12 protein-coding genes are annotated in these 14,327 nt (G+C 45.0%); 5 read left to right on the forward strand and 7 right to left on the reverse strand.

Translation table 11 applies throughout. The annotated features are described in order from the left end of the window. The first annotated feature begins 106 nt into the window (after positions 1–106). Positions 107–1,474 carry a sigma-54-dependent transcriptional regulator gene (locus BUB19_RS19265; RefSeq protein ID WP_073096923.1) on the forward strand — a complete coding sequence of 456 codons (1,368 nt, stop codon included), beginning with the start codon at positions 107–109 and terminating at the stop codon, positions 1,472–1,474. On the opposite strand, the gene BUB19_RS19270 is transcribed toward BUB19_RS19265, so the two are convergent. The 6 genes from BUB19_RS19270 to BUB19_RS19295 all read right to left on the reverse strand — a co-directional run bounded on the left by BUB19_RS19270 (position 1,471) and on the right by BUB19_RS19295 (position 9,446). Continuing rightward, positions 1,471–4,023: an ATP-binding protein gene (locus tag BUB19_RS19270; protein ID WP_073096924.1), complete on the reverse strand. Its 2,553-nt coding sequence runs from the start codon at positions 4,021–4,023 to the stop codon at positions 1,471–1,473. The genes BUB19_RS19265 and BUB19_RS19270 overlap by 4 nt on opposite strands. A 175-nt stretch (positions 4,024–4,198) precedes the next feature. Beyond that, on the reverse strand, positions 4,199–4,834 hold the full coding sequence (locus BUB19_RS19275; protein WP_073096926.1) for a DUF2189 domain-containing protein: 636 nt from the start codon (positions 4,832–4,834) through the stop codon (positions 4,199–4,201). 25 nt (positions 4,835–4,859) lie between these two features. After that, complete coding sequence (locus BUB19_RS19280) at positions 4,860–6,227, reverse strand: pyridoxal-phosphate dependent enzyme (protein WP_073097011.1); 1,368 nt, start codon at positions 6,225–6,227, stop codon at positions 4,860–4,862. 101 nt (positions 6,228–6,328) lie between these two features. Next, positions 6,329–7,252, reverse strand: coding sequence for an aspartate carbamoyltransferase catalytic subunit (locus tag BUB19_RS19285; protein WP_073096927.1), 924 nt, complete (start codon positions 7,250–7,252; stop codon positions 6,329–6,331). Positions 7,253–7,257: 5 nt separating this feature from the next. Then, the gene (gene pyrR / locus BUB19_RS19290; RefSeq protein ID WP_073096928.1) at positions 7,258–7,806 is read right to left on the reverse strand and encodes a bifunctional pyr operon transcriptional regulator/uracil phosphoribosyltransferase PyrR; all 549 of its coding nucleotides are present in this window, start codon (positions 7,804–7,806) and stop codon (positions 7,258–7,260) included. A gap of 50 nt (positions 7,807–7,856) precedes the next feature. Next, positions 7,857–9,446 (reverse strand): transcriptional regulator, encoded by a 1,590-nt coding sequence (locus BUB19_RS19295; protein WP_073096930.1) that lies wholly within the window; start codon positions 9,444–9,446, stop codon positions 7,857–7,859. A gap of 459 nt (positions 9,447–9,905) precedes the next feature. On the opposite strand from BUB19_RS19295, the gene BUB19_RS19300 reads away from it, so the two are divergent. The 4 genes from BUB19_RS19300 (at position 9,906) to BUB19_RS19315 (ending at position 13,575) form a co-directional block, all read left to right on the forward strand. Then, on the forward strand, positions 9,906–11,609 hold the full coding sequence (locus tag BUB19_RS19300; protein ID WP_073096931.1) for a helix-hairpin-helix domain-containing protein: 1,704 nt from the start codon (positions 9,906–9,908) through the stop codon (positions 11,607–11,609). Further along, positions 11,606–11,893 (forward strand): hypothetical protein, encoded by a 288-nt coding sequence (locus BUB19_RS19305; RefSeq protein ID WP_073096933.1) that lies wholly within the window; start codon positions 11,606–11,608, stop codon positions 11,891–11,893. The genes BUB19_RS19300 and BUB19_RS19305 overlap by 4 nt, the downstream gene beginning before the upstream one ends. After that, the gene (locus BUB19_RS19310; protein WP_073096936.1) at positions 11,893–12,555 is read left to right on the forward strand and encodes a YiiX/YebB-like N1pC/P60 family cysteine hydrolase; all 663 of its coding nucleotides are present in this window, start codon (positions 11,893–11,895) and stop codon (positions 12,553–12,555) included. The genes BUB19_RS19305 and BUB19_RS19310 overlap by 1 nt, the downstream gene beginning before the upstream one ends. Positions 12,556–12,633: 78 nt before the next feature. Continuing rightward, entirely contained in the window at positions 12,634–13,575 is a 942-nt protein-coding gene (locus tag BUB19_RS19315) for a sugar phosphate isomerase/epimerase family protein (protein ID WP_073096938.1), read from the forward strand. 4 nt (positions 13,576–13,579) lie between these two features. On the opposite strand, the gene BUB19_RS19320 is transcribed toward BUB19_RS19315, so the two are convergent. Beyond that, complete coding sequence (locus BUB19_RS19320; protein WP_245802908.1) at positions 13,580–14,266, reverse strand: DUF4202 domain-containing protein; 687 nt, start codon at positions 14,264–14,266, stop codon at positions 13,580–13,582. Between the last annotated feature and the right edge of the window lie 61 nt (positions 14,267–14,327).

Raw genomic sequence — 14,327 nt, forward strand, 5'->3', positions numbered from 1 at the left:
GGTAGAGGAAAATACAGCTAAGCCAACAATTACCGGAAAGCACTGATTGGGAAATCGGTGCTTTTATTTTATATTTAATATCGAACACGCGTTTGGAAAAATATTCATGGCAAAAATTCTCCTGATAGAAGACGATCTTACTTACTCCAAAATCATCAAAAATTTTCTGGAAAAGAATGGATATGAGGTTTTGAGTACCACCAGGGTAAATGATGGGTTGGGTCACTTTGAAAAACACAAAATTGCGCTGACCATCACGGACTACAGGCTTCCTGATGGTACCGGTATGGATGTGCTGGAAAAAATCATCCATCACCATCCCGATTCGCCGGTAATTCTCATCACCAACTATTCGGACATCCGTACTGCCGTCAAGTCCATGAAGATGGGAGCTTTCGAATACATCACGAAACCCATCAACCCGGATGAATTGCTCTTGACTGTGCAGCAGGCACTAAGAAAAGGCAGACCGGACAAGGCGCCTGCTAAAAAAGCGCAAAGGAGTACGGGCCAGGCCAGCGCCTCCTCAGAACTGGACTACCAGATTGGCCAAAGTCTCCAGGCGCAACAGGTAGAAAAACACATTGACCTGGTAGCGCCTACAGACCTGAGTATCATTGTTCTGGGTGAAAGTGGCACCGGCAAGGAGTACATTTCAAAGCGCATTCATCAAAAATCCCAACGTGCCAGCGGACCCTTCGTCGCTGTAGATTGTGGTGCCTTATCCAAGGAATTGGCTGGGAGCGAATTGTTTGGACATGTAAAAGGTGCTTTTACCGGAGCCATAGACCACAAAACGGGACATTTTGAAAATGCGAATGGTGGGACCATATTCCTGGACGAGATTGGTAACCTCAGCTACGACATACAGATCAAATTGCTGCGGGCCATACAGGAAAGAAGGATCCGCAAGATTGGAGGAAATAAAGACATCCCCATAGACGTGCGGATCATCGCCGCCACCAATGATGATTTACAGGAACTCGCCAGATCAGGGCAATTCAGGGAAGATCTCTTTCACCGGCTAAATGAGTTCAGCCTAAAAGCTCAGCCATTGCGGGAAAGGAAAGAAGACCTGATGTTCTTTGCAAAGCTTTTTATGGAAAAAAGCAATGCCGGTCTGGATAAGAATGTAGTAGGTTTCAGTCCTGAAGTGGAAAAAATCCTTCTGCAGTATCATTGGCCGGGAAACCTCCGGGAGCTGAAAAACATCATCCGCAGGGCTGTATTGCTTACCGGCGAAGGCCTGGTGCAGCCCGAGGTGATCCCCATGGAAATACTCGACAGCGAACCTCCTCAGCCGGCAGACATCCATTCTGCTAAGGATCTTAAGTCTTCTTTTGAAGAACAGGAAAAAATGCTGATCATGAAAACACTTGAGGAGCTGAAATTCAATAAATCGAAAACCGCCAAGGTCCTGAATATGGACAGAAAAACCCTTTACAATAAGCTTGAAAAATATGGTTTGGACTAATCGGCAAAGGCATATCCATACCTTTCGCCAAGATCCTCCAGCAAGCCATTTATTTTCTCGGTAAGGGCCCACACCTTTTCCTTCACTCCTTCGGTTTTGCCCTCTTTGAGATCACATTCAATGGCCTTTGCGAGGCTGCGTTCTTTGAACTTGAGCTGGCCCAACCTGCTGGATAGTTGGTGGGCGATGCCCTGTACTTTTTCGTAATCGCCCTCATCTACGGCTTTATTGATCCTTATCAAATCCAACCCCGTCTGGGTATAAAAACCCTCTAGAATTTCTTTCAGCAATGCTTCATCCCCCATACAGAACTTTCTGATTTCGGAGAGATCATATACACCGGGCTTCCTTTCCTCAGGGATGATCTCCCGCGACTCTGCGGAGTGTTCCGGACTCGTCCCGGTATTGACCAGTTTAACGGAGGAGCTGATTTTTTCGATCAAATCATTCTCATTAAATGGCTTTAACAAGAGGCCATCAAATCCAAATTTGATTAAATTTTCCTTTTCATTGGCAAATACATTGGCCGTCATCGCCAGAATAGGAACCTCCCGGTATTTTGGATTTTCTCTCAACAGCTCAAATACCTGGTATCCGTCGATTTCCGGCATCTGGATATCTAATAAAACCAGGTCAAAAAACTCCTCTTTGAAATTCTTTTTGAAGTCTATTCCACCGGAATAAGTCACGATGGTTGCACCCAGCTTATTGAGCATCAGCTCCACAAACTTTAAACCCATTTTGTCGTCATCGATCAGCAATATCTGCAGACCTTCCATCCTTTCGATTCTTGAAGCCGGCAGGGTCTGCTTTTCCTTTTTCTTCAACAATGTAGAAGGCAAACAGACCGTAATCTCTGTACCCTTACCATGTTCGCTATCTACCTTTATCTGCCCGTTTTGCAGGTCCACCAGCCTTTTGATGATGGCCATCCCAAGACCTGTACCTCCAAACCTTCTGGATACGCTTCCATCCCCCTGATTAAACTCTTTAAATAAATTCCGCTGTAAGTCAGCTGTCATCCCCATTCCTGTGTCTTTGACCTGCAATACCAGCGTACCTTTTTCTTCAGGACCGTGTTGTTCAAAATATACCCGAACCAATACCTTCCCCTCTTCTGTAAACTTCACGGCATTGGATAGCAGATTGTTCATGATCTGGTTAATCCTCAAATCATCCCCAAGCAAAAACTTGTTTTCAGGTAAAAGTACAGAAAAGTCCAATTTAAGGCCCTTTTCCTGGGCCTTTTGCTTGTAAAATGAATGCAGGTTTTTAAAAAACAATTCGGGATTGATGATGCCCTTCTGGATCTTTATTTTCCCGGCTTCCAATTTTGAGAAATCGAGAATGTCATTGACTATGCCCAGTAATGTGCCGGAGGCGAGCTGGATCATCCGTACATATTCTCTTTGGTCGGCATCAAGTGAAGTTTTGGCGATGGCATCGTTGTATCCCTTGATTACATGCAGGGGATTTCTGATTTCATGACTCATGCTGGCAAGAAAATTCTGCTTGGTTTTGGCCAGATTATCTGACTTTTTCTTCGCCTCGGCCAGCGTTTTCTGGTAGGACTCTGATTTTTTAATTTCCTTGATGATGCTGAAGATAAATCCTGAAGAACCGATCACCCCTATAATGATCAGCAGGCCGAGCAATAGAGAAAGCTTATAGGTGAGCTGGTAGGCGGAATTGTTTTCTGCTTTGGATTTTTGCAAAGCTTCGTGCTGCAGCGCAGCGACAATTTCCTGAATATTGATAATGAGGTTCCTGTTCTTTTCGTTCAGCTCCTGTTCGAGTGCACTGAGCCGCGAGCGGAGGTATTGCTCCTCATTATTGATATCCAAAACCATTTGCCGAACAGCATAAATAATCGAATCTGAACTGGAGAGCGTATGGGTATCCACCGGGTTGACTCTGTTCAGGTTTAACCGGAGCATGCCCAGGATTTTTTCCATATCCTCTTTACCTGCCCCGGCCAGTACATTCCCAAGGCTTTCCTGGCTGCTTGGCTGTGTGGGTTTTATCTCTGCTCTCGCATTGTTGTCGTTAGATGGGGGGTTTATGCCGATTCGGATCTTGCCCAGACTTTGCAGCCTGCTCAACTCCTCTTTTCTTTTTATCTTTCTTTCAATATTATTGAGCGCTTCTTTACTAAAGTTGCGGTTATACAGATTGGATTTGACGTCATCCAGACCTTTGTACACGACCATCAGTTCGTTGACACTGTAGTTGATGCGTTTAAGCTGACCAAGTTCTGCCGTGTCTGCCGCCATGCGTTCCAGCTTCTTGATCTCCTCCTGGATACGGTTATAAAAATTAAGGTCCTGACTACTGTCTTCCTCCACAAAAACACTACGAGATTTATCCAGTTGATAGATATCAGCCAGCAGCTCGTTGAGATTTCTGAGCTTTTGGTTGGGTTCAGCGAGGGACTCTACGGAATCGAGTAGTTGCGTTACACTGTAGTAAGTAATCACCCCGGCCCCTACAATCAGACATGTTGCCAGAAAAAAACCAAGTATAACTTTAATTCGTGCGTTGAATCTCATTGCTATCGCTATTTTAGATGGTTGGTGTTAACCTTGGTCGGGTTTCAAATGGCAAATGTAACCATAAAATACAGGTTTTTATATTTAACCTGTTGTAAATGAACCATATTTATACATTTACACTTCCTGCGGTCGATATTCAAGAGTAGAATTTACCTGCGAGAAGGTTAGGAGTTCAATCGTTTTCGACTGCCACCTGCCCGGTGATGGATTCAAAAACATGGTAAATTGCATAATAGGTCACTGGTATCGAAATAACCAAACCTATGCCAAAAAGTAAAGCGCCGGCGATATTTATCAAAGCCAGGAAAAATCCAAAAGTAAAGAATTTAAACCATTGCCGGTGGATTATTTTTCTGCTGTATTCCAGTGAGTTCCAGAAATCCAGGCCAAAAAACAGGCTGATCAATATCCCGAACATATAGGCCACCAAAAGGTATATACCAGGTAATACCAGCGCAAAGACACCGATTACGGTCAAAAACTGACCTACGATCCACACCAGTATGACCGGGATGTAATAGCCAAACCCCCTGAAGAAATCGGGGTACTGTATGGGCTCTCCCTGACTCACCTTATTGGCTACCAAATAAAAACCGGCAAAAAGGGGGCCTGCCAGAAACAAGGAAAAAACAAAAAGATATTCGGGCGCATACATCATGAATAAGAACTGGACGGAAATAATCAGTAAAGCGAATGAAACCGAATATATACCCACCTTCCGAAATGTATCCCAACCTTTCCTAAAAGCAGCTTCTATGTCAAAATCGTAATTACCGGCAGTGAGTTGATCCAGGTGTTTTTTGTTCATGTTACTCTCCTAATAAATATCAAGATTACCTGGTAATGGCCGCTAATATGTCGTGTTTGGTGATAATATGTACCCGGTGCATATCATCCCTTACCAATACAGCTTTTTCCTTATCGACCATAGAAGATAGTACGTCTAAAGTACTGTCGAGTGCGACAAAATGCATGGAGTCTTCCATAACCTCCCCCACTGGCCCATCTTTAATTTCAGGGTTTTCAATGATCTTTAACAGCAGTTTATTGTCCGTCAGGCTTCCTACCACCTGACCATCTTCCATAACTGGAATCTGAGAGACGCTCTTTTCGTTCATAAGTGCGATAGCGTCCTTTACCTTATCTGATTTCCGAACCACCACCAGTTGGTATGCTGCATTCCGGCTATTCACAATTTCCCTTGCCGACCCGAAGGTCTTGTTTTCCATAAACCCATGATTTCTCATCCAATCATCATTGTAAACTTTACCCAGGTATCTGGTACCATGATCCGGCAGCAAAATGACCATGCGATCTCCTTGCTTTAAATTTTCTCTGGCATATTCCAATGCACCGTGCACGGCAGATCCGCAGGACCAGCCCACAAATAAGCCTTCCTCTCTGGAAAGCCTGCGTGTCATCACGGCAGCATCTTTGTCCGTGACCTTGATAAAATGGTCAATTACAGAAAAATCAACGTTTCTTGGAAGAATGTCTTCTCCTATCCCTTCGGTCAGGTAGGGATAAATTTCATTCTCGTCAAACTCACCGGTTTCCTTGTATTTTTTAAACACCGAACCGTAGGTATCAATGCCCACCGATACCAGCGTTTCGGATTGCTCTTTCAGATACCTGGCAGTGCCCGACATAGAGCCTCCTGTTCCTACTCCGGCAGCGAAATGGGTAATCTCCCCATCTGTATCCCTCCAGATTTCGGGCCCTGTAGTTTCATAATGGGCTTTCCAATTGGACAGGTTGTCGTATTGGTTGGGGTAAAATGAATTCGGGATCTCCTCATTGAGTTTTCTGGCTACTGCATAGTAGGATCTGGGGTCTTCCGGTGAGACATTGGTGGGACAGACGATCACCTCAGCGCCTACGGCTTTCAGGATATCAATCTTCTCTTTGGATTGCTTATCTGCCATGGTGAAGATACACTTATAGCCTTTCGCTATTCCTGCCAATGCCAGACCCATACCCGTATTACCGCTAGTTCCTTCTATGATCGTACCACCCGGCTTCAAAATCCCGGCTTTTTCTGCATCCTCCACCATCTTTACCGCCATCCGGTCCTTCATGGAATTTCCCGGATTGAAGTATTCAACTTTCACCAGTATTTCACCTGCAATACCCTTATTCAATTTGTTGAGCCTTACTAAAGGTGTATTGCCGATCGTTTCTATTATGGAATTATAAATCATCATTTCTTTTTAAAGCAAGTTAGCAAAAAAGGCAAAAAGGAGGAACAAAAGTGCGCCTCCCTACCAAAAAGCAGGAATCTTCTTAGCCCTCACCGATTCTATCATTTGACGCTGGCCAGCAGGTAAAGCACTGCCATCCTTACTGCTACTCCATTTTCAACCTGTTGTAATATGATGGCGTTTTCAGAATCCGCCACATCAGAATTTAACTCCACACCCCTGTTTATCGGGCCCGGATGCATGATGACAATCTCTTTGTTCAGTCGATTTAACAGCCGTCTGTTGATCCCATAATACAAAGAATACTCCCTGAGAGATGGGAAATATTTGATCTGCTGCCTTTCCATCTGGATCCGCAATACATTGGCTACATCACACCATTGAAGCGCTTTAAACACATCGTGCTCCACTTTAACGCCGAGTGCGGCAACATGCCTGGGCATCAGTGTCAACGGACCACATACCATTACTTCCGCACCAAGTTTCTGCAAACAGAATATATTGGATAGTGCCACCCGGGAGTGAAGAATATCTCCGATAATGGCTACTTTCTTTCCTGCCACATCGCCCAACCGCTCACGAATGGAAAACGCATCGAGCAGGGCCTGGGTAGGGTGCTCGTGCGTACCATCGCCTGCGTTGATGATATTGGCGCGGATATGGCGGGACAGAAAATGAGGTGCTCCGGGGCTGGAGTGCCTCATGACCACCATATCCACTTTCATGGCCAGGATATTATTTACCGTGTCAATCAGGGTTTCTCCCTTCTTTACCGAACTACTTCCTGAAGCAAAATTCACCACATCAGCCGACAAGCGCTTTTCAGCCAGTTCGAAAGACAGCTTGGTTCGCGTGGAGTTTTCAAAAAACACATTGGCTATCGTAATATCTCTGAGGGAAGGCACCTTTTTAATTGGACGGTTCAGTACCTCTTTAAAATTATCTGCGGTTTCAAAGACAAGTTGTATATCTGATTCAGTAAGGCCTTTTATTCCGAGCAAATGTCTGGTGCTGAGCTGCTGCATGGGTATTATTTACTTTCTTTTTCAGTGATCCATATGGCATCCTCAGCGTAGCCCTGAGACTGCCATTCTACACTTACATACTGACTTTCCAGTGTATTGACCTGCCTCCCGTAATAGTTGGGCTTGATGGGGAAATCCCTGGTGTATTTCCGGTCAATTAAAACCATCAGTTCTACCTTCAGTGGTCTGCCATAGGCGATCATTGCGTCCATCGCAGCCCTGACTGACCTGCCTTTGTACAATACATCGTCTACCAATATGACTTTTTTGTTTTCAATCAAAAATTCTATCCTGGTCTCATTTGCTTTGAGCGGAATATCCCTGCGCCGAAAATCGTCTCTGTGAAAAGTAGCATCGAGGTATCCGTACTTCAGGGGAGATGGGTGGATTTCCCGCATGCGCTGTACGATCCGGTCCAGCACCATCGCTCCCCTCGGTTGCAGACCTAAAAGTACGGTGTTTTCAAAATCATCGTGATTCTCTATCAGTTGATGACAAAACCTGCTGATGATGATGGATATTTGCGTCTGATCAAGAACAAGTCTTTTCTGCATGTTTAAAATTTGAGGCAAATATATAAATAATTTATTTGGCCGAAACCGACCTAAATGAAATCGTCGACTTTTATCTTGGTGAAAAAATTTACTTCCCTGCTTTTCGCCCTCCCCTCCTCATCCTGATACCGTATCCGCTGCTTACCACTCAGCAGGTAATAATTATCGTACCACCATAAAAGTTGCAAGCTGTCATCCCGGGTGTCTGCAATCCGCTCATTCTCATTGATGAGTTCTATTTCAAAAGACTCATTTTGCATGACCACCTCTCCCCTCTTGATCTGACTGAGCAGGAGGTCGGATTCATCCAAATACATGTAAAAAAGATTGTCTCCCGTAAAGCTCATTTCCCCGAATTTTACAGGTTGGTCTTTGCTCGCATTGTCCAGGTTCAGGGTGTTGTCCCAGATGATGCTGCCATCTTCATCCAGTAGGATAAATTGTGCGGCCAGATATTTGTATTGGCTGGATACCTGGCTGTTTCTGAATCTGGGATCCATCCATAGCGGGTTATACAGGCCTCCATAGCCCCCCATCATGGGATTTAGCCGGTAAAAATTGCTGGCATACATCCCATCCCTGGGTATAGACCGCGAGCTGGAAGAAATAAAATGATCGTTATAAATCAAATAATAACCATCAGATGCATTGATTTCCCGTGTCACCACCACATTCCTGATGGGAACATTTTTTCCTCTGTTAAGCCTTCTTTCCATTTTTCGCAGCCTCCTTTCCCTGGTCTTGTCGGGGAGGTAGTTGTAAAAATTTTCAAAATCTGACACAGAATAAAATGTATTGTCGTATTCGCCAAACTGGTTGATTTTAGTAAAATACAAACCCTGATATGCTTCCTTTTTTCTGAGACCATAAGGTCCGATAAGGGCCTGTTTGTAATTGTGTGAGGAGGTCAGCAGGCCTTCTACTATCTCCATCGAAGGATCTTCAAGATCATTAATTTTTACTTCTCGCAACTTATCTCCATTGGCGTCAAAAGTCAGTATTGATACGATCTTTTTCTTGTAAAAATCCCTCCGGCTCATCACCACGTCAAAAACATTGAGTTCGGGGTCTTTTCTCATCTGAAGTATTCTGGCATCTTTTTCGAACAGGCCGGGTACCGTCACCACTTCCTTGCTGGGAATATCCAGGATTTGTATGACGGGCCGGAAATCATATTTGCCCATAAATACTGCCTGCTTGTTAAATACCAGAAAATCCTGCAGCTCCATTTCCAGAATGCTGGTGAGCGACATTTCATTCAGGGATTGGGTTTCCAGATTGATTTCAAAAATAGATTTCTCCGGATTGTACTGCGACCCCTTATTGAACAAGATATAAAGAAACTGCCCGTCCAGATCAAATCCGACCAGCTCGTGAAACTCTTCCAGCACAATTTGCCTGGCCGAATCAGCTTCCAACTGAAAATCGGCCTGCACGTATTCGAAAATATTCTTTGTCCCATAGCCGCTCTCAGACCTCATGCGGAAGGCAACCATTCCCCCATCTCTTGGCAGCACAAAAAAATCATCCTCCATCCATTTGGTCTCTAGCTCCAGCCTTTGGGTAAATTGAACCTGACTGTGGCCAAGCACACAAATAAATGACAAAATGAATGACAACAGCAGGGTTCTACAATTCATATCAGATGTATTTTAGTAAGTTCGCTCTTCCTCTTGAAGGAAAGTATGGTGCCGGGTAATCCGCATCAAGACTGTATGCCGTCAGGCATGCAGGTGTCGGGAACAAGACGGGACAGATTAGCTGCACCGACCCTGACACCGCCCCATGTCGGAAAATGTCCTGAATGTTTTTCGAATAGGAGACGCTCACACCGACCATTTTGGTAATAAAGCAAAGAAGCACAGCAGTCTATTCAGACAAACAAAAAACAAAGCGTCTAAATTCAAAGGCCTTCGAAATCTTTTGTTTCACCGATTCGTGCATGTGTCGCCGGCGATCAGGCACCTATCCTCAGAAGATTTGCATTGCCTGCACTGGAAAACAGCTTTTGCATTGCTTGCATAAGATAAGGCGAATGATTTTATTTTAAAACAAATATTATGGACATTTGTCCATTAAATACATCAACGAGACCTACCTTGGATAACAAAGAAATTGTACGTGTATTGAAGCTAACCATGCAGCTTATGGAACTGCATGAGGAAAACACCTTCAAAATTCGAGGCTACCAATCTGCCATCAATAGCATCGAAAGAGAAGGAAAGCCTCTTTCCGGATTGGATCAACGCCAACTGCAGGATTTCCCGGGAATAGGAAAAAGTATTGCTGAGGCCATCAGTACAATACAGGCAAGCGGCACCCATCCTCCCCTGGAAAAATTGCTTCGTGATACACCTGAAGGAATCCTGGAAATAATGGAATTGAAGGGCCTGGGGCCTAAAAAGATCATCACGCTCTGGAAAGAGCTCGATATCACTTCCACCCACGAACTGATGGAAGCTTGCCAGTCCGGCCAGGTAGCGAAAATCAAAGGTTTCGGCAAAAAAACTCAGGATAGCATCATACAGGCATTGGAATACCGCGCATCCAATAAAGGAAAATGGTTGTATGCAGATATAGCTGATCATGGTGAAAATTTGCGACGCGAACTGGCAAAGATTCTCGATGCAGATCATATTGCGGCCGTAGGGCCTTTTGGCAGAATGGCTGAAATAGTAGAAAACGTTTCTTTCCTTCTGAAAACTGATCAGGCGCGGTCTACGCTGGAGAAAGTCAATCGCATTAGCGGGATGAGGCAGGAAGAATCTCTGTCCAGCCCCTTCAGGTGGCAGGGATATTGGCAGGAACAAGACGTTCCGGTAATTATTCACCTGGCATCAGAAGCCAACTTTTTGCGCCAGAAACTCCTCAAAACTTCCAGTCCGGCACATCTTATGGTACCAACTGCCGATGGCACTCAACTGGGACAGCATTTTTACCAGTCAGATTATTTCTCAGAACCTGAAGCCTACGAAAAAGCCGGTTTTCCCTATATACCCACAGATCTGCGGGAAGGCAATGGAGAACTGGAGTGGATGCAGTCCCATTCTATGGAGGAATTATTGACATATGCTGATCTGAAGGGGCCCTTGCACAACCATTCTACCTACAGCGATGGCAGACATACTTTAAAAGAAATGGCCCAACACTGCCAGTCATTGGGTTTTGAATACCTGGGTATTGCAGATCACAGCAAGTCTGCATTTTATGCAAACGGTCTGGATGAAGACAGAATTATACAACAGCACACTGAAATAGACGAACTGAACAAGACACTTGCACCATTTCGCATTTTTAAGGGTATCGAAAGTGACATCCTGATGGATGGCAGCCTGGATTACGCGCCTGATGTACTGGCCTCATTTGACTATATAGTTGCGTCCATTCATTCCGGCCTGAGTATGGATATCCAAAAAGCTACTTCCCGGCTGATCAGGGCCATTCAAAACCCCTACACGACGATTTTGGGACACCCTACCGGAAGGTTGCTGCTACGCAGAGAAGGGTATCCTATAGACCATAGGGCTGTAATTGATGCCTGCGCGGCAAACAAGGTGGTCATTGAAATCAACGCAAATCCCTGGAGACTGGATCTGGACTGGCGCTGGGTACGGTATGCCATAGAAAAGGGGGTATCGCTATCTATCAACCCGGATGCACACGAGAAAAACGCAGTTACAGATATGAAGTACGGCGTGATTGCAGGAAGGAAAGGAGGCCTTACAAAGGCCATGACACTGAATGCAAAAAGCAGCAGTGAGTTGGCCGCTTTTTTTGATTCCCGTAAAAGAAAAGTCCAATGAAGTGGCAGGAAATGAACGTAGACAGCTTGCTCCAAAAATCTTTCCTTTTTGGAATGGCAGGGATCATTAGCTGTATGGTTCCGCTGACAGCCAATGCCCTGCAGTGGAGTGCGTACGGATATCTTTCGTTATTCACGGGTTTAGGACTGGCGTTACAATTGTTTGGGCTGAGTTTGTCCGTACTGGTATTGAGGAGAAGAAAGATCGGAGAAATCCAAAAGGAAAAAGCCAAAAAAATGGTTCTTGTACTTGCTGTAGCACTATTATTTTTTATTCTTGTCTGATGGTAAAAAGTTGGTTGAACGCCGGTCATCTCATTTGCCTGCTCCTGGCGGTCTCCTGCGGGGAAAAAAAAGATAATTTTGAGTGGAAGGAAGGCGACATCTTATTCCAGGATGGCGACTGTGGTACATTCTGTGATGCAATCAGAAAAGTCACCACCGCCTACGAAGGGCGTCATTTTTCCCACAATGGGCTGCTTGTAAAAGAAAATGGAGAATGGATGGTAATGGAAGCCATTACGAAGGGGGTAAGTCTGACTCCTCTGGACACCTTTCTCTACCGTCACGTGACGCCGTCGGGCAATCCGAAAGTACATGTGGGCCGGATCCGGAGGCGCCACCAGGCGCTTATACCCGAGGCAATTGAACAGGGAAAACAACTGCTAGGCAAACCTTACGACATGGCCTTTGATATGGAAAACGATGCCTTTTACTGTGCAGAACTCATTCATTTGATTTTCAAGGAAGCCAATGGAGGCAAGGGAATCTTTAAAACGCCACCAATGACCTTTAAGGATCCGGAAACGGGGCAACTTTTTCCCGCCTGGAAGGAGCATTTTAAAAATTTATCCCTGCCTGTTCCTGAAGGGAAGCCCGGTCTTAACCCGGGAGGCATGACCCGGGAACCGGTGATTGAAATGGTTTTGAATCTGGAAAATCCCTAAATTTCAGGCATTATTGCATAATATTTCCCGAAAATATAAACTTCCCCTCTGAAACGTCAACCAACAAAGAAACCCATTATGAAACGAAGATCGTCGCTAAAAAAAATGCTAACCATGGCAGGCGCGGGATTAGCTGCCCCTGAATTGCTCGCTTTCAATCGGCCTTTCTTTCCGGAGAAAAATGCTGATTCCGGTCCTTTATATCTGTTTACAAAAGTTTTGCAGTGGCTACCCCTTGACGAAATCCCCCAAACCGTAAAGGACCTGGGGTTTGATGGCATTGACCTTCCGGTCCGGAAAAACGGGTTTTTCGACAGAGATGAGATCAGGAGCAAACTTCCGGGCATCATCAGTGCCAGTGAAAATCTCAATCTGAGCCGTCCGGTACTTACTACAGACATGAACGTATATCAGATAGACGAGATGGATGAATATTTACGGATACTGGCGGGAGAAGGTATCCAGGATTACCGGATGGGATATTTGTCATTTAGCTCAAAAGATATCATCGGTGACCTTAATGCCCTGAATGAATCCATGCTAAAACTCGCTGAGCTTCATGAGAAGCATGGCGTAAACGGTCATTACCAAAACCATGCCGGCAAAAGGGTCGGAGGTTCGGTGTGGGAAATCTACCACCTCCTCCATGGTATCGATCCAAAACATGTAGGCGTGCAATTTGATTTGCGGCACGCTACTGTGGAAGGCTACCAATCCCATGAAAATGCCTACCGACTGATTGCCGATAAAATCAGAAGTTTCGATTTGAAGGATTTTGTTTGGGGTAACCCGGATGGAAAAGGCGACAGGCCGGTAAATGTACCTATGGGAGAAGGACATGTCAATTTTGAGCTACTCAAAGACCACCAGGGATTTGCCGGACCGCTCCCTAAAATCCTGCATGTAGAATATGATCTCGGAGGGGCTGAGCATGGAGACCGTCATCCAACCACTTCGGCTGAGGCGATCTTTTCCGCAATTAAAAAGGATGTAAAGGTATGCCGCTCCCTGATGGCCTGAATCACTAGGGGTTTAATGCCATTTGCAGCAGGCGTTTTGCCTGGGAGGAATGCGGCATTGAGAGGGCCAATTGCCTCCCTTTTTCAGACATCTTGTTCCAGGTTTTTTGAAGGATACTCACCAATTTGGTATCCTCATGTTTGTTTATAAAGGGATCGAAGTAATATTTCAAAAATACCAGACAAATGACATCCTCAAGGACCTGTGTGTCAGGTTCGGTTTTTAGCTTCCGTTTGTTTAGCAAATCGACTACTTTCTTTATCTCATCCGCGCCGTAGCCATTTTGCTGCATGATCTCCCCGGCTATTTCTCCATGGTATTGCTTGAGCCTGGTGCGCCATAGCAGGTATCCTTTTCGATCCATGGGATATTCCTCTCTGGGAATGGCCCAGCGCCTGATATGCTGACTCCTGGCAGCCAAACGAAGGAGTTCACCCGAATCCGGATAAGCCTCTTCCAGCATCTCTGACATTCGGATACCGTAGATCAGTTCTTTCGGTACGGGTTGTCCATTTACCAGTTCCTGATTTGGGTCTTCCCCATTTACGGCGTCAAATGCTGCCAGTGTTTTTTTCAGTCTGTCTTTCGTATTGTTGGTCATGATGTTGTGTTTTTTCGCAATTAAATGTACTAAAATTAAGCGGAACTCAAACCTGAAACCATCCGGGTTAAATCCGACTTTATCGTGCATGTTTAAGAAATTTGTTTAATTTTGCACCAATTTAGCCAAATGTAAACCACTTCAAAAAATC

The organism is Cyclobacterium lianum (genome assembly GCF_900143075.1).
In the GTDB taxonomy this organism is placed as follows: domain Bacteria; phylum Bacteroidota; class Bacteroidia; order Cytophagales; family Cyclobacteriaceae; genus Cyclobacterium; species Cyclobacterium lianum.

Coding starts and splice junctions, on each gene's coding strand:
- BUB19_RS19265 (WP_073096923.1), top strand. CDS start 107: ATGGCAAAAATTCTCCTGATAGAAGACGATCTTACTTACTCCAAAATC.
- BUB19_RS19270 (WP_073096924.1), bottom strand. CDS start 4,023: ATGAGATTCAACGCACGAATTAAAGTTATACTTGGTTTTTTTCTGGCA.
- BUB19_RS19275 (WP_073096926.1), bottom strand. CDS start 4,834: ATGAACAAAAAACACCTGGATCAACTCACTGCCGGTAATTACGATTTT.
- BUB19_RS19280 (WP_073097011.1), bottom strand. CDS start 6,227: ATGATTTATAATTCCATAATAGAAACGATCGGCAATACACCTTTAGTA.
- BUB19_RS19285 (WP_073096927.1), bottom strand. CDS start 7,252: ATGCAGCAGCTCAGCACCAGACATTTGCTCGGAATAAAAGGCCTTACT.
- pyrR (WP_073096928.1), bottom strand. CDS start 7,806: ATGCAGAAAAGACTTGTTCTTGATCAGACGCAAATATCCATCATCATC.
- BUB19_RS19295 (WP_073096930.1), bottom strand. CDS start 9,446: ATGAATTGTAGAACCCTGCTGTTGTCATTCATTTTGTCATTTATTTGT.
- BUB19_RS19305 (WP_073096933.1), top strand. CDS start 11,606: ATGAAGTGGCAGGAAATGAACGTAGACAGCTTGCTCCAAAAATCTTTC.
- BUB19_RS19310 (WP_073096936.1), top strand. CDS start 11,893: ATGGTAAAAAGTTGGTTGAACGCCGGTCATCTCATTTGCCTGCTCCTG.
- BUB19_RS19315 (WP_073096938.1), top strand. CDS start 12,634: ATGAAACGAAGATCGTCGCTAAAAAAAATGCTAACCATGGCAGGCGCG.
- BUB19_RS19320 (WP_245802908.1), bottom strand. CDS start 14,266: ATGCACGATAAAGTCGGATTTAACCCGGATGGTTTCAGGTTTGAGTTC.